Here is a 26,935-nt window from a genome sequence, read left to right on the forward strand (position 1 = left end):
CGTTATGCTTACTAAACTAAATCAATTCCAAGAACAATGGGGTGGGAATAACGATGTTATTGACCACTGGCTCTCTACTAGACAAGATTTGTTGGTTGAATACTGTAAATTAGCAGGGCTTCCTCCCTTTGAAAGTTCAGCAACCTCTCTGCCTTCTTTTTCTTCCATTCAATCATTTACTCAGCACCTGATTGATTACATTTCAGAAGGGCATTTTAAAATCTACAATATGGTCATGGCAAAGTGGGACGCAACAGGGTTCTCTCCAACAGAGGAAATGAGCCTCTCCTACGCAAACATCACTAAAACGACGGATCCTATCCTTAATTTTACGGATAAATACGCCAAAGAAGATGAAGATCTTCTGCTAATTGATTTTGATAACGATTTTTCCACTCTCGGTGAGATTATTGAAGCAAGATTTGAATTAGAAGATGGGCTGATAGAGCAAATTTCAAGTAGCCTAGCACATCCTCCGGGGGCGTAAGCCTTAAAATACGAGGATCTTTATTAAATGGCAGACCCAACTATACTTACTAATCAACAAACCGTTGAAAGGAATTCACTTTGTATAGTAAAGATGCCTTACGGCTATTGTTCATCACAAAAAATCAAAAACTAAGCACGTTAATTTCTGACATATTAATCGAAACGCTGCCAAGAGTAGTCATGAACTCAAGTCTTGACTACTCAATGCTGCCTACGATATCCAACTTATCTCTCGCGATTATAGATTATAAAACAACATCGCTCTTCGCCCCTGATGTTTACACACCAAAATCAACACCCTATCCTTGGTTAATCATCAACACTAACCAAAGCTTTGAACTTTCAGCTCAATTAATAGAACAAGGATATTGTGGTGAGATTTATCAAACACAGGTCATAGAGCAAATAACCAAAGCCGTAAAATCCATCCTTTGTGGTGAGTTATGGTTTTCTCGCCATACACTATCAAAGGCCCTAAAAGAATCAGTAAAACCCGCATTTGAGAGCGCTTTTATCTGTCAAAAATATGCATGTCACTATGATTTAACTAAAAAAGAAATCCACATTTGTAAGTTACTAATTCAAAATAATACCAATGCCCAAATATCTGAACGATGCTTCATTAGTCAAAACACCGTTAAAACACATTTATCAAATATTTACCGTAAATTAAATGTTCACTCACGAAGAGAGGTTCTAACTCTGTTTCAAACCCTATCTCATTAAATCACCCATAAATCCCCCGATAAAGACAATAAATCTCACCCCTTGGTATGACGTGGAAAAAGCCGGCATTAACTAGACTTCTTTTGCGAACATGTGAATTCACATATGCATAGACGAGGGATTGAATATGAAAACAACATTATTAGCAGCAACCGTTGCTTTAATATTTTCGCCAGCATTAATGGCAGCCACTCTTTCAACAACAGAAGCTGAAACATTTACAGGCTCTAGTGATACTGTTGTTTTAGATATATCGGGGAACATTCCGGTTAAGTGCGTTATGACATTTATGGACTTATCTGCAGCAAGTAATTTTACATCTTTAGATTTGTCAGTGGCGGGGGCTGGAAAAACACAAGTGGGTGAAGTACTCGTATGGTGTAACGATGGACACGGTAGAGCCAATATCAATGTAACATCACTAAATGATGGTCAATTAATGAATGATGATGGCGGCAGTATCGATTACTTATTCCGTTTCCATGAAAATAACAATAATACAGGGATTGTCAGTGATAAATTCTTCCCTATTGACGAACCTACCGATTTGGTTGAAAGCATTTGGACAAGCTCAAATGGATCGGCATTTGATCCAGCAGTCGTCGCGCTTTCACCTCAATCGAAAAAATTATACGTAAAACCTATTGGCTTAACCGGAATGGAAAGAGCTGGTGATTATAACGATGTCATCACTTTAACAATTTCTCCAGTAAGTCTTTAAATAGTCACTATACTTAAAGCGAACCTGTTCAGGTTCGCTTTTCTTTTGAAAGGGACTTTACTATGAAATATATTCTTTATTATCTGTTATTTTTCTTTTCTCTTAATGTTTCTGCCTTTCAAGTTGAACCCTTTGTTCAGGTTATGGAACCGGTAGGTCAAAAATCCAATGCTGTTTTTAAAATAACAAATACTTCCGAAGAGTCATTACCAATAGAAACTGAACTATTAAAATCGATGTTAAATGACAACGATGTGGAACAAACGACTGTTAGCGATGATTTTTTCATCATGCCTCCTCAAGCATTAATCAAACCCAATAGTTCTCAAATATTTCGGGTTCGTTATTTGGGCGATCCAAGTATTACCTACACCTACCCTTACCGAGTAATATTCAAACAACTATCCCTCGATAAAGATGCCATCACAGGTTCTCATATTAAAGTGTTATTTAATTTTAGTGCCTTGATTTTAATCAGCCCAAAAGACGCTGAAGAAGAGTTAAAAGTCAGCATAACTCCGTCAGATAAAAACTATAAAATCACAATAGAAAATCAAGGGAACAAGTTTATAGACCTTTCTCAAAAGAAATTAAAAATAATAGGAGAGAAGAAAACCTTAACGCTAAATTGGCAAGAATTTTCAGATCTGACTCAATTCCAATTCATATTACCAAATAGAAATAAGTTTTTTTTCTTAACACCTTCAGCCATACCTTCTATTGGTAACTTTCAAAATATTGAATTCACATCAATGTAACTATGCTTCGAATATTGTGTCTTCTTTTGCTCATATCACACAATGTTACCGCTAATTGGATTATGGAATTTCCAATAGAAATGAATGAGCGTAATATTTCATCGATTCAAGCAACGACAAACGGCATCACAATCATAGGGTTGGATACGTTAGAACTGAAATTGGCGCTGCATGGAATCGTCACCGATGATGTACTCGAAGACATCCGCCGTAAAGAAGGAGATTCAACAACGCTACTGTCGTTAGGAAATTATGGTATTCAAATGACGTTTGATACCCAATCTCTAGTTTTAAGACTCTCTCTATCTCCACAATTAATGGCGCTTTCCCGTCTCGATTTTAATAAAAACTATCAAGTTCCAAACTATACCATTCCTGCAAATTATACGTTTCAAAATGCATTCAATCTTGTCTCTTCGTATAGCCCCGATAGCCATCAGCACTCAAACAGTTTAGAGCTTGTTGGTGCCCTAAATATAGGTGGGGTTTATGGTGCAAATCTTATTTGGAATGGCTATGTCGATTGGGAAGATGATAATCAAACGACGACAGGCCGAGGTCCCATCCAACTTTATTTTGATAATCCAGATTCACCCTATCGCTTAACTCTAGGCGAGGTTGATACCTCCTCTTCTAGTCAACTGTCCTCTTTAACCATTGCAGGTATTGAAGTATCAAGAGCAAGAAGCCAATTAAGACCTACAGAGCAAGTTACCTCATCACCAAATCAGGAATTTCAATTAACAGAAAGTGCAGATGTAACCATCACGGTTAACGGGCTCTTTATAACCAAGATTCGTTTAGCTCCAGGGCGTTATTCTCTTAATGACTTACCTGTATCCGCGGGTGCTAACGATGTCGTTCTGACACTTGAGTACTTATCAGGAAAGGAAGAAACCCTAACTTTTAGTAACTTCTTTTCTCATCAGATTTTAGCTAAAGGATTCGATGACTTTAATTTTTCTTTAGGGATAGCAACAGATTACTCTTCTACATTACAGGCAACTTATACCGAAAATATTATTGCATCTGGTAATTATCTATATGGTTTAACTAACGAAGTAACAATCGGGTTAAATAGTACTTATCATCCTAATGGACAGATCTTAGGTGGGAATATGACAGTTAATCATCCTATTGGAGTTATCACTATTCGCCCAAGTTTTGCGTATTCAGAAGGATCGATATCCTCAGTTGCAGCCATTGATTATTCGAATACTTTTTTTTCGACTCCAACCTATTCAGGAACTGATATTCGGTTCAATGTAGAGCATTTATCTAACTACTCGAGCTCACCTTGGGATGATAATGAAGCGGTCACTGTAAATCGTTATAATATGAACATTAATCAATCTATCATGCAGCAATTAAGCTTTGATTTTATTGGTAATTATGATGACTACAAGGAAAGTGACAACTATCGTATCCAAGCAGCTTTAAATTGGTCAATTCATAATATTACGTTAAAGCTTGGATCGAGTTATGAATATATTGGCGAAAGCAATTTTGATGAAACGCTTTATTTTGCCAATATTCGTTGGAGGGAATCGATTCCTAATACAGAATTTCAATCACTCATAACTTATGACAGTCGGTATGACTATACTAGAGCTGAAGTAAGTAAAAATACAGATTCATATGTTGGCAGCACAGGAGGGCTAATTGCCTACAATCAATATGAAGACACCTCCAGCACAGAAGCAGAAGTCCGCCACATAGCCAATCGTTTTAGAGCATCTGCCTATTATTACCAGAACAATACTAATAAGACATCCAATGTCAGTACTAACCTATCTTCAACCTTGGCAATTGTTGATAATTCAGTTTCAATATCACCCCAACCTATTGCACCTATTGCGATAGTTTCTGTTCATCCGTCACTAAAAAGTGCTGTAAATATAAACCCCACCATTGAACGAAACATCGAAGCGATTGCAACACCTACATTGTCTTCACATATATCACTAGCACCCCATATGAAAAACCAGCTAATTACAGAGTCACCAATGGCCCCTCTTGGCTATAATTTAGGTTCTGGCTCTCATCAAATCACCCCAGGAAGCCTTACTGGTTATAAAATAATGGTGGGTTCTGACTATTCAAAAACAATTATTGGCACTCTAAAGCACATTAATGGGGAGCCAGTTATATTACAAAGTGGTATTGCGAAGAAAAATGAGCACAGTGTTTCATTTTTTACAAATAGTCAGGGCCGATTTGTTCTTGAAGGTATGAGTTCAGGGAGATATTTATTAAGCATTACGACAATGAAAAATAGTGAAGGCGAATTACTCATTCCTGACACCCCTGAGCTATTGCTTAATATAGGAGATGTGATGCTAAGGGCAAAAAACACTCCGACCCAACTTCGCAATAAGGAGTAAATTATGACGTATTTAAAAATCATGATACTACTTGTTTGTTTACCACTTTATGCCGAAGCCCAATGCAATATAAAATGGTCCATTCAACAAAAAGTAGCTCAAAAATCATCCCTGCAGAAGAATGAACACTACATACCTGTTCATATTTCCTTTCATCAGAGCTCTCTCTCTTGCGCTGATTATATTATTGTAAAAGTAACTCGCCCATTCGATTTCTCTCACATAAATTATCAAGCATCCGATTCATTATTTAATAACTCGTTAAATCCTCTTAAGAAATTGCAGTCTCAACAGTACCTACTACCTATTAGTACAAAAAATACGACTCAATTGATGGTAAAGGTTCCTAGTCAATTATTATTATCACCAAAAACTTACCGACAGGATTTAGAAATACTCGTTATGGAAAGCAATAAAGAAAGGCCTGTTAAGCAGAAAAAATTAGACCTTCTTTACGTTGTTGAGCCTATCGCCACACTCAATATTCACTCAGGAATAAGCGGCAATATTTTATCGAAGCATTCCCTAGATTTTGGAGAGATAAAAGAAGGAAAAAGTAGAGAAGTTCAACTAATTGCACAAAGTAATACTAAAACAAACCTACTCATAACATCACAAAATGCAGGATTAACTCACACCCGATATAATTCGTCGAAAATTGAATACCAAATAAGAATCAAAGATAATAAATTTATTCCGACTCAACATGAAAAGAGTAAAAAACTCTATAGATTCACTCAATTTGGGAAAATAGCCATCCCGATTGAAATTCTAATTACTGATAAAGCAAAAATACATAGAGCCGGAAATTACACCGATCAACTAACAATTAAACTTGAAGTAAAGCTATAAAATCTGATTGGTTTCTGATGCGTATTTACGAAAAATAGGATTATCTTTGCTGTCTGAATTTGCTGGGCGCCATAGCTCTTGATTTAGCCACCGGTACAGCCTCAGCAAATAACAACAATAATGCGACTATAGCTCAGTATTAGATCACTAAAATTTTTAATTGTATAAAAAAAGCCCTGCATCTCTGCAGGGCTTTTTATTTAGCGATTATTAAATCTCAATTACTCTTCAGAAGAGAAACCTGCATTTAATAGTGCTGCTAAGTTGTCCGTCGCTTGCTCAGCAGATGGAGCTGCTTGCTCTGCTGTTTTTTGCTTTTGACGTTCTTGGTGGTAAGCGAAACCTGTACCCGCTGGAATTAGACGACCAACGATTACGTTTTCTTTCAGACCACGTAGTTCATCACGCTTACCAGAAACCGCAGCTTCAGTAAGTACGCGCGTCGTTTCTTGGAACGATGCAGCAGAGATGAACGACTCAGTAGCAAGAGACGCTTTAGTAATACCTAGTAGATCACGACCGAAACGTGCTGGTTGCTTGCCTTCTGCTTCAAGCAGACGGTTTGCAATCGTTACGTTAGCGAATTCTAGTTGCTCACCTTCAAGGAAAGTAGAATCACCAGAATGTGTAATCGTACACTTACGTAGCATTTGACGAACGATAGTTTCAATGTGCTTATCGTTAATCTTAACGCCTTGTAAGCGGTAAACTTCTTGAACTTCGTTAGTGATGTATTCAGTAACTGCATGGATACCACGTAAACGTAGGATATCATGTGGAGTTTCTGGACCATCAGAGATAACGTCACCACGTTCAACTTTATCACCATCAAAGATGTTAAGTTGACGGTGCTTATGAATCATTTCTTCATAAACTTCGCCGTTATCGTCACGAGTGATCAATAAGCGTACTTTACCTTTAGTTTCTTTACCAAACGCAACAATACCTGCGTGCTCAGCAAGAATTGCTGGCTCTTTAGGTTTACGAGCTTCAAATAAGTCCGCAACGCGTGGAAGACCACCGGTAATATCTTTAGTACCACTTGAAGCTTGAGGAATACGAGCTAGTGTTTCACCGATACCTACGTTACCGCCATCTGCAAGGTTAACAATCGCCTTACCAGGTAGGAAGTATTGTGCTGGCATTTCAGTGCCAGGGATCATGATGTCACGACCATTCGCATCAACAAGTTTCACTGTTGGACGCATGTCTTTACCAGCAGACGCTCGCTCAGCCGCATCAAGGATTACAATTGAAGATAGACCAGTTAACTCATCAGTTTGAGTTGTGATCGTAACACCATCAATCATGTCCACGAATTGAACTTGACCTTGTACTTCTGTAATGATTGGCATTGTATGCGGGTCCCAAGAAGCGATCTTATCGCCTTGAACCACTGCATCACCATCTTTCTTAGAAAGAATAGTACCGTAAGATAGCTTATAGCTCTCTTTCGTACGGCCATGCTCATCAATAACTGTTAATTCAGAAGCACGAGAAGTAATAACTAAGTTACCTTCGCCATTCGTTACGTGCTTAGCATTATGAAGTTTAATCGAACCAGTCGTTTTAACTTGAATGCTGTTGTCTGCTGCTGCCGTAGATGCCGCACCACCGATGTGGAACGTACGCATCGTTAGCTGTGTACCTGGTTCACCGATTGATTGAGCAGCAATAACACCTACTGCCTCACCTTGGTTTACCATGTGGCCACGAGCCAAGTCACGACCGTAACAGTTTGCACAACAACCGAAGTCAGCTTCACAGCTTACTACTGAACGTACTTTAATTTGGTCAACTGAGTTATCTTCAACGATTTGACACTGCTTCTCATCAAGAAGCGTGTTACGCGGAAGAAGGATCTCATCTGTACCAGGTTTCAATACATCTTCAGCAACCACACGACCTAGAACACGCTCGTGTAAAGGTTCTTTAACATCACCACCTTCAATTAGAGGGGTCATGGTCACACCTTCGTATGTACCACAGTCATCTAAGTGAACAACTACATCTTGAGCAACGTCTACTAAACGACGAGTCAGGTAACCTGAGTTCGCTGTTTTAAGTGCTGTATCGGCAAGACCTTTACGCGCACCGTGCGTTGAGATGAAGTATTGGTTTACGTTTAGACCTTCACGGAAGTTCGCCGTGATCGGTGTTTCGATGATTGAACCATCTGGTTTCGCCATCAGACCACGCATACCTGCTAGCTGACGAATCTGAGCTGCAGAACCACGAGCACCTGAATCGGCCATCATGTAAACGCTGTTAAACGATTCTTGTTGCTCTTCTTCACCATCGCGGTTAAGCACAGTTTCTGAAGACAAGTTATCCATCATCTCTTTAGCAACTTGTTCGTTCGTTGCTGCCCAGATATCGATAACTTTGTTGTAACGTTCGCCCGCAGTTACAAGACCAGATTGGTACTGTTCTTGAATTTGCTTAACTTCTTCTTCTGCATCAGCCACTTTAGTGTACTTAGCATCAGGAATAACCATGTCGTCGATACCAACAGACGCACCAGACAATGCTGCGTATGCGAAACCTGTGTACATGATTTGGTCAGCAAAGATTACTGTCTCTTTCGAACCAAGAGTACGGTACGCTTCGTTTAGTAGGTTAGAGATTTGCTTCTTACCTAACTTCTGGTTAATGATGCTGTAAGGTAGACCTTCAGGAACGATCTGCCATAGCATTGCACGACCAACAGTCGTATCAACCAGTTTAGTTTCACGAGTTTCAATACCGTTTTCATCACGAAGTACTTCTGTGATTCGAACTTTAACGCGAGCATGCAGCTCTGCACAACCTGTACGGTATGCTTTCTCAGCTTCAGCAAAACCTTCAAGGTACATGCCTTCGCCTTTCGCGTTAATTTTGTCACGTGTCATGTAGTACAGACCTAATACAACATCCTGAGAAGGAACGATGATTGGGTCGCCTGATGCTGGCGACAGAATGTTATTCGTCGACATCATTAGGGTACGTGCTTCTAATTGAGCTTCCAGAGTTAGAGGTACGTGTACCGCCATCTGGTCACCATCGAAGTCGGCGTTATATGCCGCACACACTAGTGGGTGAAGCTGAATCGCTTTACCTTCGATTAGTACTGGTTCAAACGCTTGGATACCAAGACGGTGAAGTGTTGGTGCACGGTTAAGCAGTACTGGGTGTTCACGAATTACGTCATCTAGGATATCCCAAACGATCGCTTCTTCACGCTCTACCATTTTCTTAGCAGCTTTGATTGTCGTAGCAAGACCACGACCTTCTAGTTTGCTGTAGATAAATGGCTTAAATAGTTCAAGTGCCATCTTCTTAGGAAGACCACACTGATGTAGACGAAGGTATGGACCTACTGTAATTACAGAACGACCAGAGTAATCTACACGTTTACCAAGCAAGTTCTGACGGAAACGACCTTGTTTACCCTTGATCATATCAGCAAGAGATTTCAGAGGACGCTTGTTAGAACCTGTAATCGCACGACCACGACGACCGTTATCAAGCAGCGCATCAACAGACTCTTGCAGCATACGTTTTTCGTTACGTACGATGATGTCTGGTGCAGCTAGGTCTAAAAGACGCTTCAAACGGTTGTTACGGTTAATCACACGACGGTATAAGTCATTTAGATCAGACGTAGCAAAACGGCCGCCATCTAGTGGTACTAGAGGACGAAGATCTGGCGGAAGTACTGGTAGAACAGTTAAGATCATCCACTCTGGGTTATTACCAGATTGAACGAATGCTTCTACAAGTTTCAAACGCTTAGTCAGCTTCTTACGTTTTGTTTCAGAGTTAGTTGTTTCTAGCTCTTCACGCATGTTCTCGATTTCAGCTTGCATGTCCATAGAACCAAGCAAGTCTTTAATCGCCTCAGCACCCATTTTAGCTGTGAATTCGTCACCGAACTCTTCTAGCTTATCAAGGTACTCTTCTTCTGAAAGAAGTTGGCTGCGCTCTAAGTCAGTCATACCTGGCTCTGTAACCACATATGATTCAAAGTAAAGTACACGTTCGATATCACGTAGAGGAATGTCCATTAACAAACCAATACGAGATGGAAGTGACTTAAGGAACCAGATGTGTGCAACAGGAGACGCAAGTTCAATGTGGCCCATACGGTCACGACGAACTTTAGTTTGCGTTACTTCTACGCCACATTTTTCACAGATAACACCACGGTGCTTCAGGCGTTTATATTTACCACATAAGCACTCGTAGTCTTTAACTGGGCCAAAGATACGTGCACAGAAAAGACCGTCACGTTCTGGCTTAAAGGTACGATAGTTGATTGTTTCTGGCTTTTTAACTTCACCAAAAGACCATGAACGAATTTGGTCAGGTGAAGCAAGACCGATTTTGATTGCATCAAATTCTTCAGTCTTATGTTGTGCTTTCAGAAACTTTAATAAGTCTTTCACATTCGGCTCCTGTAAGGAGAAAAAAGGCGCTCGGCGAGCGCCTTATATTCTACCGGACAATCTCAATGAGATTATTCTTCGTCTTCTAACTCGATGTTGATACCAAGTGAGCGGATTTCTTTCAACAATACATTGAATGATTCCGGCATACCAGGTTCCATACGATGATCGCCATCTACGATGTTTTTATACATCTTAGTACGACCGTTCACGTCATCCGACTTAACGGTTAGCATTTCTTGTAGAGTATATGCAGCACCATATGCTTCAAGTGCCCATACTTCCATCTCACCGAAACGCTGACCACCGAACTGAGCTTTACCACCAAGTGGTTGCTGAGTTACAAGGCTGTAAGAGCCGGTAGAACGTGCGTGCATCTTGTCATCAACTAAGTGGTTTAGTTTTAGCATGTACATGTAACCAACAGTTACAGGACGCTCAAACGCATCACCAGTACGACCATCAAACAGTTTCAACTGACCAGATTCTGGCAGATCTACAAGTTTTAATAGTTCTTTAATTGATGCTTCTGGAGCACCATCAAAGATTGGTGTTGCGATTGGTAAACCACCACGTAAGTTCTTAATTAATGTACGAACTTCGTCATCAGACAATGCAGCGATGTCTACTTCTTGGCGAGTTTCACCAAGATCGTATACTTTTTGTAAGAAGTTACGGAACTTATGTAGTTCTTGTTGCTCTTTAAGCATTTGGTTGATCTTATCACCAACGCCTTTCGCAGCAAGACCCATATGAACTTCAAGGATTTGACCGATGTTCATACGAGAAGGTACACCCAGTGGGTTCAGTACGATATCTACTGGCTGACCTTTTTCATCATAAGGCATGTCTTCAACAGGGTTGATCTTAGAGATTACACCCTTGTTACCGTGACGACCCGCCATCTTATCACCAGGCTGAATACGACGTTTTACCGCTAGGTAAACTTTAACGATTTTCAGTACGCCCGGTGCAAGATCATCACCTTGAGTGATCTTACGACGTTTAGTTTCGAATTTCTTATCGAACTCTGCTTTAAGCTCATCATATTGCTCAGCAAGCTGTTCAAGTTGATTTTGTTGAGATTCATCATCAAGAGTGATTTCTAACCACTGCTTACGATCCATCGCATCAAGCTTAACTTCAGAAGTACCTGCAGCAAGTAGAAGTGTGCGAACACGTGCTAATAAGCCACCTTCAAGAATCTGGAATTCTTCAGTGATGTCTTTCTTAGCTTCTTTAAGCTGCATTTGTTCGATTTCTAGAGCACGTTTGTCTTTTTCAACACCATCACGAGTAAATACTTGTACATCAATGATAGTACCTGAAACAGAGTTTGGTACACGTAGAGAAGAATCTTTAACATCAGATGCTTTTTCACCGAAGATAGCTCGTAGTAGCTTCTCTTCAGGAGTCAGTTGAGTTTCACCTTTAGGCGTTACTTTACCAACTAGGATGTCACCACCCTTAACTTCAGCACCAATGTAAACAATACCTGACTCATCAAGTTTAGACAGTGCAGCTTCACCTACGTTAGGGATATCTGCAGTGATCTCTTCTGAACCAAGTTTAGTATCACGAGCCACACAAGATAGTTCTTGAATATGGATTGTCGTGAAACGGTCTTCCTGAACTACACGCTCAGATACAAGGATTGAATCCTCGAAGTTATAACCATTCCAAGGCATGAACGCGATACGCATGTTCTGACCAAGTGCAAGCTCACCAAGATCCGTTGAAGGACCATCAGCAAGTACATCACCACGAGTTACAGGTTCACCAGGAAGTACTGTAGGACGTTGGTTGATACACGTATTTTGGTTAGAACGAGTGTATTTAGTTAAGTTGTAGATATCGATACCAGCTTCGCCAGGTACCAATTCTTCTTCGTTCACTTTAATAACGATACGAGAAGCATCTACTGACTGAACCATACCGCCACGTTTAGCAACAGCAGTTACACCTGAGTCAACAGCTACATTACGTTCAATACCAGTACCAACTAAAGGCTTATCAGCTCTTAGTGTAGGAACGGCTTGACGTTGCATGTTCGCACCCATTAGGGCACGGTTCGCATCATCGTGTTCTAGGAACGGGATAAGCGATGCAGCTACAGATACAACTTGGTTTGTCGCGACATCCATATATTGGATGTGTTCACGTGGGTGTAGTCCAGATTCACCTTTCTGACGAGCGATGATTAATTCATCAGCGAAAGTACCTTCTTCTGTTAACACGGCATTCGCCTGTGCAATAACAAAAGTACCTTCCTCGATAGCAGATAGGTAATCAACATCTTCAGTAACAATACCATCAACAACACGACGGTATGGAGTTTCTAGGAAACCATACTCGTTACATTGTGCGAATGCTGATAATGAGTTAATTAGACCGATGTTTGGACCTTCAGGTGTTTCGATTGGACATAGGCGACCGTAGTGAGTCGCGTGTACATCACGAACTTCGAAACCAGCACGCTCACGAGTTAGACCGCCAGGACCTAATGCAGAAATACGACGCTTATGCGTAACTTCTGACAATGGGTTATTCTGATCCATAAACTGAGATAGCTGTGAAGAGCCAAAGAATTCTTTAACTGCAGCTGAAATCGGCTTAGCATTGATAAGATCTTGAGGCATAATTGCATCAAGGTCACCAAGACTTAAACGCTCACGAACAGCACGTTCTACACGAACTAGACCAACACGGAATTGGTTCTCTGCCATTTCGCCAACAGAACGAATACGACGGTTACCAAGGTGATCGATATCATCAACCTCGCCTTTACCGTTACGAATATCGATCAGCTTACGCATAACCTCGATGATATCTTTCTCATCAAGAATACCATTACCTTCGTCATTATCACGGCCAATTGAGCTATTAAACTTCATACGACCAACAGTCGATAAGTCATAGCGATCTTCAGAGAAGAATAGGCTTTCAAATAATGATTCAGCAGCTTCTTTTGTTGGTGGCTCGCCTGGGCGCATCATTCGGTAAATTTCAACTAGAGCCGATAAACGGTCAACAGTTGAATCAGCACGTAATGTGTCTGAAATGTATGCACCATGATCAAGATCATTGGTAAATAATACTTCGATCTTCTTATGGCCAGCTTGAGATAAATTAGCAAGATCTTCTAAGCTAAACTCTTGGTTAGCTGCGATAATGATCTCACCTGTGTCTTCATTCACATAATCGTGAGAAGCCACTTTACCTACGATATAATCCACTGGTACTTCGATATAATTTACTTCGTCTTTCGTCAATTGACGAATGTGACGCGCAGTAATACGACGACCGGCTTCAACATAAACCTTGCCGTTCGATTCGATATCAAATGTTGCAGTCTCACCACGTAAACGCTCAGGAAGTAATTCCATCATTAGCGTTTGATCTTTCACTTCAAATACAACTTTATCGAAGAATAGATCTAAGATTTCTTCAGTTGTCTTACGAAGTGCACGTAAGATGATCGTTGCTGGTAATTTACGACGACGGTCGATACGTACGAATAAGTTATCCTTAGGATCAAATTCGAAATCTAACCATGAACCACGGTAAGGAATTACACGTGCGTTATAAAGAACTTTACCAGATGAATGGGTTTTACCCTTATCGCTGTCGAAGAAGACACCTGGGCTGCGGTGCAGCTGGGATACGATAACCCTTTCAGTACCATTGATTACAAAAGTACCGTTGTCTGTCATAAGCGGAATTTCGCCCATGTAGACTTCTTGTTCTTTAATGTCTTTTACCGTGCCTGCAGGTGCATCTTTATCATACACAACTAAGCGTAATTTAACGCGTAGTGGTGCAGAATATGTAACACCGCGGATTTGACATTCTTTAACATCAAATTCTGGCTCACGGAGATTGTAGCTAACGTATTCTAGCTTAGAGTTGCCATTGTAGCTCTGAATTGGAAAAACAGAACGGAAAGCAGCCTCAAGACCGTATTGCCCTTCAGGATCTTGCTCGATAAACTTAGTAAAAGAATCAAGCTGGATCGATAGCAAGTATGGTATGTCCAACACTTGTGGACGCTTACCAAAATCCTTACGGATGCGCTTTTTCTCTGTATAAGAGTAAACCATGGGGTTCCTCAGCTCGCTGATAAGTGACCCGAACCATCCGCCTTCGAAAGGTTGGGACAGTAACTAATAACACTGTTTTCTGTAGGACATAATCTCTGATTGAGACTATGTTTTTTGCTCGGATATAGGGACTTTAAACAGTGTGAAATTACCCTAAACCCTACAGCGCAAAAAGGCCGGTGGTTAATAAACCACCAGCCATTAGCCGTTAGGCTATGAAACTAAGTAATAATTACTTGATTTCAACAGTCGCACCAGCTTCTTCTAACTGTGCTTTAAGACCTTCAGCTTCAGCTTTGTCAACGCCTTCTTTTAGAGGTGCTGGAGCTGAGTCTACAAGACCTTTAGCTTCTTTCAGGCCAAGACCTGTAGCGCCACGTACAGCTTTGATTACAGAAACTTTGTTTCCGCCAACAGCAGTTAGGATAACGTCAAATTCAGTTTGCTCTTCAGCAGCGTCAGCGCCTGCAGCACCACCAGCAACTACTGCAGCAGCAGCAGTAACACCGAATTTTTCTTCCATAGCTTCGATAAGCTCAACAACTTGCATTACAGACATTTCTGCAACTGCGTCTAGGATTTGCTCGTTAGTAATAGACATAACAATTCTCTTTTAAGTCAACAATAATTTATTTTGTAATCAAATAAAGCAGGGCTTATGCCGCAGCTTCTTCTTTTTGATCACGAACAGCAGCGATAGTACGTACCAGTTTACCAGCAGAAGCTTCTTTCATGCACATCATTAGGCGTGCGATAGCTTCGTCGTAAGTTGGTAGTGTCGCTAGTACATCAGCATCAGTAACTGCGCCTTCAAATGCAGCAGCTTTAATCTCGAAGTTTTTATTCTCTTTAGCAAAATCTTTAAAAAGACGTGCTGCAGCACCTGGGTGCTCATTAGAGAATGCAAGTAGAGATGGACCAGTAAATGTGTCTTGTAGACACTCATACTGAGTACCTTCTACTGCACGACGTGCTAGTGTGTTACGAACAACTCTCATGTAAACACCCGCTTCACGCGCTTGTTTACGTAGAGAAGTCATTGCGCCAACAGTAACGCCACGAGAGTCAGCTACAACTGCAGAAAGTGCACCACTGGCTGCTTCGTTGACTTCAGCAACAATTGCTTTTTTGTCTTGAAGATTTAAAGCCATTTGGATTAACCTCTGGTTGTGATTACACCACTCACTACAAAATTGTAGGAGAGTAATTACGATGCATTCCCAGAAAACTAATATAAAAAAAGTTTTTAGTTCGGGCACCGTCTACGCAGGTTTTATTAAGCTCTTTCGAGCGCCTACGGTCTTGGACGGAGACTATTTAATTAAAAATTAAACAGCCCCAACCATAAATTTGATAAGCGAAGAATTATACACAAACTCTACGCTTTTGCAAATTAGTTTGTAGCAGTATCTAGAGTCGTTTGATCTAGAGATACGCCAGCACCCATTGTAGTTGAGATGCTTACCTTCTTCAGGAAAGTACCTTTCGCTGAAGTTGGTTTTGCTTTCTTAAGTGCAACTAGAAGAGATTCTAGGTTCTCTTTAAGTTGAGCAGCATCAAAATCCACTTTACCAATAGTAGTGTGGATGATGCCGTTTTTGTCGTTACGGTAACGAACCTGACCAGCTTTAGCATTTTTAACTGCTTGAGCAACGTTAGGAGTTACAGTACCAACTTTAGGGTTTGGCATAAGACCGCGAGGACCTAGGATTGTACCTAGTTGACCAACAACGCGCATTGCATCTGGAGAAGCAACAACAACGTCAAAGTTCATTTCGCCTTTCTTAACTAGTTCAGCAAGATCTTCCATGCCTACTAGATCAGCGCCTGCTTCTTTAGCAGCTTCTGCGTTTGCACCTTGAGTGAACACAGCAACACGGATATCACGACCAGTACCGTGAGGTAGCACAGTTGCGCCACGTACGTTTTGATCTGATTTACGTGCATCAATGCCAAGGTTGATAGCAACATCAACACTTTCATTGAATTTAGCAGTAGCTAATTCTTTAAGAAGAGCAACAGCTTCGTTGATTTCGTAGTCTTTAGTAACTTCCACTTTTTCGCGGATATTACGCATACGCTTAGTAAGTTTAGCCATTTTATTAACCCTCTACCACTAGACCCATTGAACGAGCAGTACCAGCAATTGAACGCTTCATAGCTTCAATGTCAGCACCAGTCATGTCCGCAGCTTTAGTTTCTGCGATCTCTTGTACTTGAGCGTCAGTAATAGTACCAACTTTCTCAGTGTTTGGACGACCAGAACCAGACTTAACGCCAGCAGCTTTCTTTAGAAGAACAGCAGCAGGTGGAGTCTTAGTAATAAACGTAAAAGAACGGTCGCTGTATACAGAGATAACAACTGGAGTAGGTAGACCTTTCTCAACAGATTCTGTTCTTGCGTTAAACGCTTTACAGAATTCCATGATATTCACACCGTGTTGACCTAGAGCAGGACCAACTGGTGGACTTGGGTTCGCCATACCTGCTGCAACTTGCAGTTTGATATAAGCTTCAACTTTCTTAGCCATAATATTTCCTAATTTTGGGTTCAATCGCCATCCAACTGGATTAGCTCCCCGTTAACAAAAACGCGCGAAATTATAATAATAATTCGCGCGCTTTACAATAGCTTTGATGATTTTTCGATCAGTTTTTTTCTACTTGGCTAAACTCTAGTTCAACTGGAGTTGCACGGCCGAAGATAGAAACAGATACTTTGATGCGACTCTTCTCGTAATCGACTTCTTCAACAGTACCGTTAAAGTCAGCAAATGGGCCTTCTGTAACACGAACCACTTCACCAGCTTCAAATAACGTCTTAGGACGAGGAGCTTCGCTCGCTTGTTCAAGACGATTCAAAATAGCATCAGCTTCTTTATCTGTGATAGGTGCTGGGCGATCTGAAGTACCACCAATGAATCCCATAACACGTGGAATACTACGTACCAAGTGCCATGATTCATCATTCATGATCATTTGCACTAACACGTAACCTGGGAAAAATTTACGTTCGCTTTTACGACGTTGACCGGCACGCATTTCTACCACTTCTTCAGTTGGTACAAGTACTTCGCCAAATAACTCTTCCATGTTATGAATTTTAATATGTTCGCGTAGCGATTGTGATACACGACCTTCAAAACCTGAAAAGGCTTGAACTACATACCAACGTTTCTTTGGAGCTTCACTCATGATCACTTATCCTCAAACACCTGTGATTAAGCCAATTAGTCTTACCATGATACCATCAATACCCCATAAAATAAGGGCCATAACGATACATACAGCAAGAACAATGAAAGTTGTCTGTGTTGTTTCTTGGCGTGTAGGCCAAACAACTTTACGTACTTCCATTCTTGATTCACGAGCAAATGCAATTGCAGTTTGACCTTTTGCTGTGAAAGCAGCAATACCACCAGCAGCAGCAATTAATGCAACTACACCGGCAGCTCGAATAACAACAGACAGATCAGCTAGTAAATAATTACCAATTACCGCAGCAGAAAGCAGAACTAAAACTAGTAACCACTTAATTGTATCAACTGCGCCTGAAGTTTCTGTCGTCTCAGTATTTGTTTTCATAAACCAACCTGTGACATAACTAAAATCATTTTCCATCATTAGACAGAAATTCAAAAACAAGAGTAAATATACCCTACTCTCTTCATCCTATAAACCAGCTATTTGCTAATTTGTCTGCGCTGTACTCTATATTTTCTTATTAATTTAGATGAAAAATAAAACAACACACAATACAACGCAGAAAAAGGGCATCAAATGATGCCCTTTTTACTAGTACTTCGTCAAATCTTACGCGAAGATTTTAGCAACAACACCAGCACCAACTGTACGGCCACCTTCACGGATTGCGAAGCGTAGACCTTCGTCCATAGCGATTGGAGCGATTAGCTCAACCGTCATTTGAACGTTGTCACCAGGCATTACCATTTCAACACCTTCAGGAAGTGTGATATCACCAGTTACATCCGTTGTACGGAAGTAGAACTGTGGACGGTAGCCTTTGAAGAAAGGAGTATGACGGCCGCCTTCATCTTTAGAAAGAACGTATACTTCTGACTCAAATTTAGTGTGTGGGTTGATTGAACCTTTAGCAGCAAGTACTTGGCCACGTTCAACGTCATCACGCTTAGTACCACGTAGAAGTGCACCAACGTTCTCACCAGCACGACCTTCGTCAAGCAGTTTACGGAACATTTCAACACCAGTACATGTAGAAACTGTAGTTTCTTTGATACCAATGATTTCTACTTCGTCACCTACACGTAGGATACCACGTTCGATACGACCAGTAACAACAGTACCACGACCTTGAATTGAGAATACATCTTCAATTGGAAGTAGGAAAGGCATGTCTACAGCACGCTCTGGAAGTGGAATGTAAGTATCTAGAGCTGTTGCTAGCTCAACGATTTTATCTTCCCACTCTTTTTCGCCGTTTAGAGCGCCAAGAGCTGAACCTTGAATTACTGGTAAATCATCACCTGGGTATTCGTATTCAGAAAGAAGTTCACGAACTTCCATTTCTACTAGCTCAAGAAGCTCTTCATCGTCAACCATGTCACATTTGTTCATGAATACAACGATGAAAGGGATACCAACTTGACGACCAAGTAGGATGTGCTCACGTGTTTGTGGCATTGGACCATCTGTTGCAGCAACAACTAGGATACCACCATCCATTTGAGCAGCACCAGTGATCATGTTTTTAACATAATCGGCGTGTCCAGGACAGTCAACGTGTGCATAGTGACGCTCAGGTGTATCATACTCAACGTGAGAAGTTGAGATTGTGATACCACGCTCGCGCTCTTCTGGAGCGTTATCGATTGATGCGAAATCTTTAGCAACACCACCGTACACTTTTGCAAGTGTAGTACAGATAGCAGCAGTTAGAGTTGTTTTACCGTGGTCAACGTGGCCGATAGTACCAACGTTTACGTGCGGTTTCGTACGTTCAAATTTTTCTTTAGACATGATAGTCCCTCTAGGTACGGCATTGGTGGTTATAAATGACCACGTAACCAAAAAATATATTTGAAATATAAGGAAAATAGGAGATGGAGCGTGCAGCGGGAATCGAACCCGCATCATCAGCTTGGAAGGCTGAGGTAATAGCCATTATACGATGCACGCAATGTAACTCGACAGAGCTATTTTACCTTGAAAATGGTGGAGGGGGACGGATTCGAACCATCGAAGCTTTCGCGGCAGATTTACAGTCTGCTCCCTTTGGCCACTCGGGAACCCCTCCAAATTTTATATCTATTCTTTAATATAATTTAAAAATAGAATGGTGCCGACTACCGGAGTCGAACTGGTGACCTACTGATTACAAGTCAGTTGCTCTACCTACTGAGCTAAGTCGGCACAATTGGTGCGCATTCTAGTTAATCTCTAAATATCATGCAACCGAAAAATCAAATAAAATGATTTTTTTTACCTTTTCACACCAATTTAGCGAATTATAATCAGTTCTATGACTGAAAAAGAGCAACTACTCTTTTTTCTTATACTTCCTTATTGTATTGTTTGCCCTTCATTAAATCCCTCTGGTAAACAATGTGAGCACTTACTTAACTTTTTCTCGTAAAGAATGGGCTGAATTACGCAATTCAACTCCTTTGACATTAAGCGAACAAGAATTAACTAGCCTGCGTGGGATAAATGAGAATATCAATATTATGGAAGTAGAAGAAATTTACTTACCATTAATTCGATTGCTTCAACTTCACATAGAAAGCCATAAAGAAAAAAACATCATTTTAGAAAATTTCTTATTAAACAATACCATCAACTCACCATTCATTATCGGAATCGCTGGTAGTGTTGCTGTTGGGAAGAGTACAACCGCGAGAATCATTCAAACGTTATTACGTCAATTAATACCAAATTTAAGCACACAATTAGTGACCACTGACGGCTTTTTATATCCAAATCAGGTACTGATTGATAAGGGGATCATGCACAAGAAAGGGTTTCCTGAATCATATGACATGAAATCTCTCGTTTCATTTGTCGCTGACGTTAAAATGGGAAAACGTTCTGTTGAAGCTCCCATTTATTCGCATTTAACTTATGATATTACTGATGAGAAAAAAATCATTTCAAATCCCGACATTTTAATTATTGAAGGATTAAATGTTTTACAAAATAATTATGACTATCCAGGGCAGCAGCATAACCAATTCGTTTCTGATTTTTTAGACTTTTCTATTTATGTTGATGCTACCCAAGAACAGTTAAAACTTTGGTATACCGAGCGTTTTTTAAAACTAAGAACCAGTGCCTTTAGACAAAAAGGAGCTTATTTCTCGCACTATACTGAACTGTCTATTGATAAATCAAAAGAAAAAGCAGAGCATATTTGGGATACTATTAATGGTTTGAATTTAAGAGAAAATATACTACCAACAAAAATGCGTGCTAGTTTGATATTATCAAAAACTAAAAACCATTCAATCAATCAGGTCTCAATAAAAAAATAGTTACTCTTTCTTAATCGATATCTCACCACCAATGAAGGATAGTATCTCTCCATTAATTTCAACTAATATTGCGCCTTGTTCATCAATCCCTTTGCAAATACCCGTCACTCCATTACTGCCGGTTTGTAAAGTAATTGTTTTATCCATAAAATTATCCAACGTCTTCCATCTTTCAATAAATGGACGTAGCCCAGATATTTGAAACTCCTCCATAGTTTGATGCATTGACTTTAATAAAGTATTTGCAAGCTTATTTCGTTGGTTTTCTTTATTAAGGACCTCTTTCAAATCAGTCCATGGTTGATCTATCTCAGCATTAAAACGATCATCAAGATCTACGTTTATACCAACACCAATAACAACATGGGCGGCACCGCCTGACTGAGCCGATAACTCAATAAGTACTCCCGCTAATTTTTTCCCATTCCAGTAAATATCATTAGGCCATTTAAGTTTTAAATCTTGGCAGCCAAGTGATTCTAACGCATTAACAACAGCAATCCCGATAGCAAGGCTCAAACCCATTGCGCCGGCTAATCCGCTTTCAAGCTTCCAATATAAAGAAAAATAGATATTACTTCCGAATGGCGAAACCCAAGTACGACCGCGGCGCCCTCTTCCTGATGTCTGATATTCAGCAAAACAAGATTGTCCCGATTTCAACGTCTTCATTTCGTCGAGTAAATACTGGTTAGTAGAGTCAGTAACACCTAATAAAATAGGAATAGGCAATTTTTCATAGCCTACCTTATCAGGGGATAACAGTTCGAGGGGCTCAGATAACGAATAACCCTTACCTTTGATTTTATATATGACTAGTCCCCACTCTTGCAGAGCAGAAATATGCTTGCTGATTGCAGATCGTGAAACATTAAGACTCACACCTAGGTCTTCACCTGAATGAAAGCGTCCATCACTAAGTTGACGAAGTATCGCAAGTTTCTTTACGTGTTCTTTCACTTAAAATAACTCCGTTAAAGATGTTTCTTTTGAACCGGAATAGAATCTAACTTCATGTTCCAAGTCAATTTGATACAGCTCGTATACTTTCGTTTTAATATGATTCGCTAAACTTAATATATCGCTTGAGGTCGCATTACCATTATTGACAAGAACAAGAGCCTGATCTTTATGAACCGATGCATCATTAATTTGAAATCCTTTTAATCCAGCATTATCGATAAGCCAACCCGCCGCAATCTTTTTATTCTCCCCAAACTCATACGCAGGAAGTTCCGGGTATTTCTCCTTCAAAAGACAATAATGATCATTTGAAATGATAGGATTTTTAAAAAAGCTTCCTGCGTTACCTAATAATCTAGGATCCGGCAACTTATTAGACCTAATCTCACAAACTTTCAAAAAAATATCTTTTGCTGTATTACTCGTAGCATTAAATTGCGAGAGTGGGCCATACGATAGAAGGGGCTGCCATATTTTAGACAAACGTAATATTACAGCTGTGATTATGACCTGATCTTTAAGCTCTTGTTTGAAAATTGAATCTCGATAACCAAATCGACATTCAGAATGCTCAAGTTTTTTAATTGTTAGTGTATTAAGATCTAAATATTCAACAGATTCACAAATGTCTTTTAACTCTAATCCATAAGCTCCAATATTTTGAATCGGTGATGAACCGACACAACCAGGAATCATTGCCAAGTTTTCGATGCCGTAGTAATCATGATCTACACACCATTCAACAAAGCTAGGCCAGTCTTCACCACTTGCAACCGTAATTAAATAATCATTACCCTTTTCTTCAACCTCTTTTCCTAAAAGACGATTAAGAACAACAATCCCTTCAAATGGACCACAAAAAAGAGTATTACTTCCTCGACCTAAAGGAAGCTTTACTGATTTTGAATACTTTTCTGATGACCAAATATCAATTAAATCTTGAGTCGTTTCAGCTTCTATGATCAGTTCAGCATTTTCATCTATCGAAAAACTGTTATATGGCTTTAACATTTTTGTAGGTAAAATTTTCATATCGACTATATTTAAAAGACTAAATTAAGTACATTCTAACTTAATATTAAAAAACTATATAGAAAACCCCATGAATCTTACTGTGTCTTACCTAGAGAAATTACGACTCCCCCTTCTACATAAGCTATATAAAGATAACTACCCCTCAGGAAAACCAAAAGGGAAAGAAGACATAGTCATTCTAGAAGAGGATAAAAAAATAATCGGCTCAATCCGAATAAAAACTTATGACGACTGTCATTTCTTGACTGGAATGATGATAATAAATGAAAAAAGACAACAAAATTATGGCAGCATATTATTAAAAAACTTGCCTCAATTCTTAACTTTAGATGCAGCTTACTGCCTATGTGAACCTAGCCTAACTCCATTTTACATTAAAAATAAATTTAACTACGCTAACAGTTCTGAAGTTCCACATATTGTAAAAAACAAATATGAACGTTATACAAAAGATGGAAAACTCTTAGACATTTTAGTATATCAAGGCTGACTCTTTGATATTACTCTCGGCAATATCACTTTATTTTGCTAAAATGATTGATCTTATATTGATAATTTAATGACTTGTTATGAATACAAAACCTCTAGAAAGTAAAGAACAGCTATCTATGCTTCCAATGTTGTCTCAAAATCCTGAGAGTTTAAAGACTCTTCATACTGCAGAAGATTTTCGCTATGAGCTATTAAAGCAAATTGAGAATGCGAAACAACGGATCTATATTGTTGCGCTTTATTTAGAAAATGATGATGCTGGTCGCGAAATATTTACCGCATTATACGAAGCAAAACAGAAGCAGCCGACACTTGATATAAATGTCTTAGTTGATTGGCATAGAGCTCAACGTGGGCTTATTGGTGCTGAATCTAGCGATGGTAACGCGGCTCTTTATAGAGAGTTTTCAGAAAAATACAAACACTCAATTAATGTTTTAGGTGTTCCAGTCCGTAATAAAGAAGTGTTTGGGGTGCTACACCTTAAAGGTTTTATTTTTGATGATACTGTAGTGTACAGCGGAGCTAGCTTAAATGATGTCTATTTGGCTCATAAAGAGAAATACCGCTGCGATAGATACCATTTATTGAATAATCAATTTCTAGCAAACTCTATGGTGTCGTTAATTAAAAATACACTAATAGCGAGCCCTGCTGTAAATTGTTTATCTCAACAAAATAGACCAAATACCAAATCATTAAAACCTGCGATCAAAGAACTTCGCAAACAACTAAATGTAGTTAATTACCAATTTACTCCTCAAATGCGAAAGTCAGGAGAAATAGGTATAACCCCACTTATTGGTCTGGGTAGAAAAGGCAATAAGCTTAACAGTCATATTCTGCTTCTATTGGCTTCTGCTGTATCAGAAATAACAATTTGTACTCCATATTTTAATTTCCCTAAACCTATTGCTAAAGAGCTTAAGAAAGCCTTACGCAGAGGTGTGAAGGTAACCGTTATTGTTGGTGATAAAACAGCTAATGACTTCTACATAGATCCAGAAGAAGAGTTTAAAACCATTGCTGGTTTACCGTATTTATATGAGATCAACCTTCGAAATTTTGCTAAAGCGAATGAAACCTACATAGCAAATAGACAGTTATCCCTTCGCCTTTGGAAGCATGAAAATAATAGTTTCCATTTAAAAGGTGTCTGGGTTGATAACGAATTCACGTTAATTACTGGTAGTAATTTAAATCCAAGAGCTTGGAAGTTAGATCTAGAAAATGGCTTGCTTCTTCAAGATCCTGAACAGCTATTACTAGGTGAGAAACAAGCCGAACTTGAAGTTATCTTAAAACATACTCAGCTTATAGCTACTTATAAGCAAGTTGATAAATTAGATAGTTATCCGCTAGAAGTTAAACGTTTAATAAAACGAATCAAACGAATCAAAGCTGATCATATTTTAAATCAAATCTTATAATTAATTTGATGCCTAGCGTGAGTTTGAAAGAACTCATGCTATTTACTGTCTTCGCCTCTTCACTGAATATCCACCTTATCTAACGCAATCGATACTAAAGGTTTGCTTAACGATAGAGATGGAAGAACAGCTCTCTATAACCGCTCACTAAGCTCTCCATAGACAGCCTAACCAACTGAGCTACCGCTTCGCAGTATCTATTCTGAGTCATTTTACTTTTAGACAGACGTAAAAAAGCCCTAATCTTTCGATTAGGGCTTTTTAAAATAGTGGCGGAGTGGACGGGACTCGAACCCGCGACCCCCGGCGTGACAGGCCGGTATTCTAACCAACTGAACTACCACTCCGCAGTGTCTATTCAGCATAATGCTATTACTTAAATAAAACATATTATGTTTTATTTTGCTTTTATCTTTAAAAAGATAAAAACTAAATTCAAGCCTGGCGATGTCCTACTCTCACATGGGGAAACCCCACACTACCATCGGCGCTATTACGTTTCACTTCTGAGTTCGGCATGGGATCAGGTGGGTCCATAACGCTATGGTCGCCAAGCAAATTCTTTCTATCTACCTCAATAAGAGATAAATAATAATCTGGAAAGCTGTGTATGYGTTCTTAATCACATTCAATACGTTTCTTGCAACTTCAAATCCGTTCAAAACCCCTTGGGTGTTGTATGGTTAAGCCTCACGGGCAATTAGTACAGGTTAGCTCAATGCCTCGCAGCACTTACACACCCTGCCTATCAACGTCGTAGTCTTCAACAACCCTTTAGGATACTTAAAGTATCAGGGATGACTCATCTCAAGGCTCGCTTCACGCTTAGATGCTTTCAGCGTTTATCGATCCCGAACTTAGCTACCGGGCAATGCTACTGGCGTAACAACCCGAACACCAGAGGTTCGTCCACTCCGGTCCTCTCGTACTAGGAGCAGCCCCTTTCAATCATCCAACGCCCACGGCAGATAGGGACCGAACTGTCTCACGACGTTCTAAACCCAGCTCGCGTACCACTTTAAATGGCGAACAGCCATACCCTTGGGACCGACTTCAGCCCCAGGATGTGATGAGCCGACATCGAGGTGCCAAACACCGCCGTCGATATGAACTCTTGGGCGGTATCAGCCTGTTATCCCCGGAGTACCTTTTATCCGTTGAGCGATGGCCCTTCCATTCAGAACCACCGGATCACTATGACCTGCTTTCGCACCTGCTCGAATTGTCATTCTCGCAGTCAAGCGGGCTTATGCCATTGCACTAACCACACGATGTCCAACCGTGTTTAGCCCACCTTCGTGCTCCTCCGTTACTCTTTGGGAGGAGACCGCCCCAGTCAAACTACCCACCAGGCACTGTCCGCAAYCCCGATAAGGGACCAACGTTAGAACATCAAGCATACAAGGGTGGTATTTCAAGATTGCCTCCACCAATATTKYKTTYTTRWTKMWAMGGCKMCCACCKAGATCTACACATGTAGGGTCAATGTTCAGTGCCAAGCTGTAGTAAAGGTTCACGGGGTCTTTCCGTCTAGCCGCGGGTACACTGCATCTTCACAGCGATTTCAATTTCACTGAGTCTCGGGTGGAGACAGCGTGGCCATCATTACGCCATTCGTGCAGGTCGGAACTTACCCGACAAGGAATTTCGCTACCTTAGGACCGTTATAGTTACGGCCGCCGTTTACTTGGGCTTCGATCAAGAGCTTCGACCCCTCTCTATATAGAGAAACAATCTAACCCCATCAATTAACCTTCAAGCACCGGGCAGGCGTCACACCGTATACGTCATCTTACGATTTAGCACAGTGCTATGTTTTTAATAAACAGTTGCAGCCACCTGGTATCTGCGACTCCCGGCAGCTTAGAGAGCAAGTCTCATCACCGCTAGGAGCGTACCTTCTCCCGAAGTTACGGTACCATTTTGCCTAGTTCCTTCACCCGAGTTCTCTCAAGCGCCTTAGTATTCTCTACTCGACCACCTGTGTCGGTTTGGGGTACGATTCCTTATAATCTGAAGCTTAGAGGCTTTTCCTGGAAGTATGGCATC

20 protein-coding genes, 4 tRNA genes and 2 rRNA genes are annotated in these 26,935 nt (G+C 40.2%); 9 read left to right on the forward strand and 17 right to left on the reverse strand.

The features are described 5' to 3' along the window. The first annotated feature begins 4 nt into the window (after positions 1–4). The 6 genes from rsd to ED622_RS10630 all read left to right on the forward strand — a co-directional run bounded on the left by rsd (position 5) and on the right by ED622_RS10630 (position 5,930). The gene (rsd, locus tag ED622_RS10605; protein WP_122033831.1) at positions 5–487 is read left to right on the forward strand and encodes a sigma D regulator; all 483 of its coding nucleotides are present in this window, start codon (positions 5–7) and stop codon (positions 485–487) included. Positions 488–669: 182 nt separating this feature from the next. Next, positions 670–1,215 (forward strand): LuxR C-terminal-related transcriptional regulator, encoded by a 546-nt coding sequence (locus ED622_RS10610; protein WP_122033832.1) that lies wholly within the window; start codon positions 670–672, stop codon positions 1,213–1,215. A gap of 127 nt (positions 1,216–1,342) precedes the next feature. Continuing rightward, positions 1,343–1,936 (forward strand): hypothetical protein, encoded by a 594-nt coding sequence (locus ED622_RS10615; protein ID WP_122033833.1) that lies wholly within the window; start codon positions 1,343–1,345, stop codon positions 1,934–1,936. A 62-nt stretch (positions 1,937–1,998) separates the two neighbouring features. After that, positions 1,999–2,694, forward strand: coding sequence for a fimbria/pilus periplasmic chaperone (locus ED622_RS10620; RefSeq protein WP_122033834.1), 696 nt, complete (start codon positions 1,999–2,001; stop codon positions 2,692–2,694). A 62-nt stretch (positions 2,695–2,756) separates the two neighbouring features. Next, positions 2,757–5,078 (forward strand): fimbria/pilus outer membrane usher protein, encoded by a 2,322-nt coding sequence (locus ED622_RS10625; RefSeq protein ID WP_162922506.1) that lies wholly within the window; start codon positions 2,757–2,759, stop codon positions 5,076–5,078. Between the two features lie 3 nt (positions 5,079–5,081). Continuing rightward, the gene (locus tag ED622_RS10630) at positions 5,082–5,930 is read left to right on the forward strand and encodes a hypothetical protein (protein WP_122033836.1); all 849 of its coding nucleotides are present in this window, start codon (positions 5,082–5,084) and stop codon (positions 5,928–5,930) included. 221 nt (positions 5,931–6,151) lie between these two features. Here the strand turns inward: ED622_RS10630 and rpoC are convergent, their stop codons facing one another. The 12 genes from rpoC to ED622_RS10690 form a co-directional block, all read right to left on the reverse strand. Next, positions 6,152–10,357 (reverse strand): DNA-directed RNA polymerase subunit beta', encoded by a 4,206-nt coding sequence (gene rpoC, locus ED622_RS10635; protein WP_122033837.1) that lies wholly within the window; start codon positions 10,355–10,357, stop codon positions 6,152–6,154. 71 nt (positions 10,358–10,428) lie between these two features. Continuing rightward, complete coding sequence (gene rpoB, locus ED622_RS10640; protein ID WP_122033838.1) at positions 10,429–14,457, reverse strand: DNA-directed RNA polymerase subunit beta; 4,029 nt, start codon at positions 14,455–14,457, stop codon at positions 10,429–10,431. A 232-nt stretch (positions 14,458–14,689) separates the two neighbouring features. Next, positions 14,690–15,058, reverse strand: coding sequence for a 50S ribosomal protein L7/L12 (gene rplL / locus ED622_RS10645; protein ID WP_105053812.1), 369 nt, complete (start codon positions 15,056–15,058; stop codon positions 14,690–14,692). A 55-nt stretch (positions 15,059–15,113) separates the two neighbouring features. Next, positions 15,114–15,608, reverse strand: coding sequence for a 50S ribosomal protein L10 (gene rplJ / locus ED622_RS10650; protein ID WP_122033839.1), 495 nt, complete (start codon positions 15,606–15,608; stop codon positions 15,114–15,116). 242 nt (positions 15,609–15,850) lie between these two features. Further along, on the reverse strand, positions 15,851–16,555 hold the full coding sequence (rplA, locus tag ED622_RS10655; protein ID WP_122033840.1) for a 50S ribosomal protein L1: 705 nt from the start codon (positions 16,553–16,555) through the stop codon (positions 15,851–15,853). A 4-nt stretch (positions 16,556–16,559) separates the two neighbouring features. Beyond that, a complete protein-coding gene (rplK, locus tag ED622_RS10660; protein WP_122033841.1) occupies positions 16,560–16,988 on the reverse strand; it encodes a 50S ribosomal protein L11 in 429 nt (142 codons plus the stop codon). Positions 16,989–17,106: 118 nt separating this feature from the next. Then, on the reverse strand, positions 17,107–17,652 hold the full coding sequence (gene nusG / locus ED622_RS10665) for a transcription termination/antitermination protein NusG (RefSeq protein WP_060992739.1): 546 nt from the start codon (positions 17,650–17,652) through the stop codon (positions 17,107–17,109). A gap of 12 nt (positions 17,653–17,664) precedes the next feature. Next, positions 17,665–18,042 carry a preprotein translocase subunit SecE gene (gene secE, locus ED622_RS10670; protein WP_023604471.1) on the reverse strand — a complete coding sequence of 126 codons (378 nt, stop codon included), beginning with the start codon at positions 18,040–18,042 and terminating at the stop codon, positions 17,665–17,667. A gap of 228 nt (positions 18,043–18,270) precedes the next feature. Continuing rightward, positions 18,271–19,455: an elongation factor Tu gene (gene tuf / locus ED622_RS10675; protein ID WP_122033842.1), complete on the reverse strand. Its 1,185-nt coding sequence runs from the start codon at positions 19,453–19,455 to the stop codon at positions 18,271–18,273. 84 nt (positions 19,456–19,539) lie between these two features. Continuing rightward, positions 19,540–19,614 (reverse strand) — tRNA-Gly (locus ED622_RS10680). A 34-nt stretch (positions 19,615–19,648) separates the two neighbouring features. Next, positions 19,649–19,732, reverse strand: a tRNA-Tyr gene (locus tag ED622_RS10685). A gap of 40 nt (positions 19,733–19,772) precedes the next feature. Next, positions 19,773–19,848 (reverse strand) — tRNA-Thr (locus ED622_RS10690). A 194-nt stretch (positions 19,849–20,042) separates the two neighbouring features. Here ED622_RS10690 and coaA point away from each other — a divergent pair. After that, positions 20,043–20,966 carry a type I pantothenate kinase gene (gene coaA / locus ED622_RS10695; protein ID WP_122033843.1) on the forward strand — a complete coding sequence of 308 codons (924 nt, stop codon included), beginning with the start codon at positions 20,043–20,045 and terminating at the stop codon, positions 20,964–20,966. On the opposite strand, the gene birA is transcribed toward coaA, so the two are convergent. Continuing rightward, positions 20,967–21,926 (reverse strand): bifunctional biotin--[acetyl-CoA-carboxylase] ligase/biotin operon repressor BirA, encoded by a 960-nt coding sequence (birA, locus tag ED622_RS10700; RefSeq protein WP_122033844.1) that lies wholly within the window; start codon positions 21,924–21,926, stop codon positions 20,967–20,969. Continuing rightward, entirely contained in the window at positions 21,927–22,961 is a 1,035-nt protein-coding gene (gene murB, locus ED622_RS10705) for a UDP-N-acetylmuramate dehydrogenase (RefSeq protein ID WP_122033845.1), read from the reverse strand. Between the two features lie 70 nt (positions 22,962–23,031). Here murB and ED622_RS10710 point away from each other — a divergent pair, with 70 nt between their 5' ends. Both ED622_RS10710 and pssA read left to right on the forward strand, forming a co-directional pair. After that, positions 23,032–23,454 (forward strand): GNAT family N-acetyltransferase, encoded by a 423-nt coding sequence (locus tag ED622_RS10710; protein ID WP_122033846.1) that lies wholly within the window; start codon positions 23,032–23,034, stop codon positions 23,452–23,454. Between the two features lie 79 nt (positions 23,455–23,533). Beyond that, entirely contained in the window at positions 23,534–24,886 is a 1,353-nt protein-coding gene (gene pssA / locus ED622_RS10715) for a CDP-diacylglycerol--serine O-phosphatidyltransferase (protein WP_122033847.1), read from the forward strand. A 270-nt stretch (positions 24,887–25,156) separates the two neighbouring features. Here the strand turns inward: pssA and ED622_RS10720 are convergent. From ED622_RS10720 to ED622_RS10730, 3 genes are all read right to left on the reverse strand, one after another. Next, positions 25,157–25,233: transfer RNA gene (locus tag ED622_RS10720), tRNA-Asp, on the reverse strand. 92 nt (positions 25,234–25,325) lie between these two features. Beyond that, positions 25,326–25,441 (reverse strand): 5S ribosomal RNA (rrf, locus tag ED622_RS10725). 124 nt (positions 25,442–25,565) lie between these two features. After that, a 23S ribosomal RNA gene (locus ED622_RS10730) occupies positions 25,566–26,935 on the reverse strand; the annotation flags it as partial.

Origin of the sequence: Aliivibrio sp. EL58 (assembly GCF_900312675.1) — a bacterium.
GTDB lineage: Bacteria > Pseudomonadota > Gammaproteobacteria > Enterobacterales > Vibrionaceae > Aliivibrio.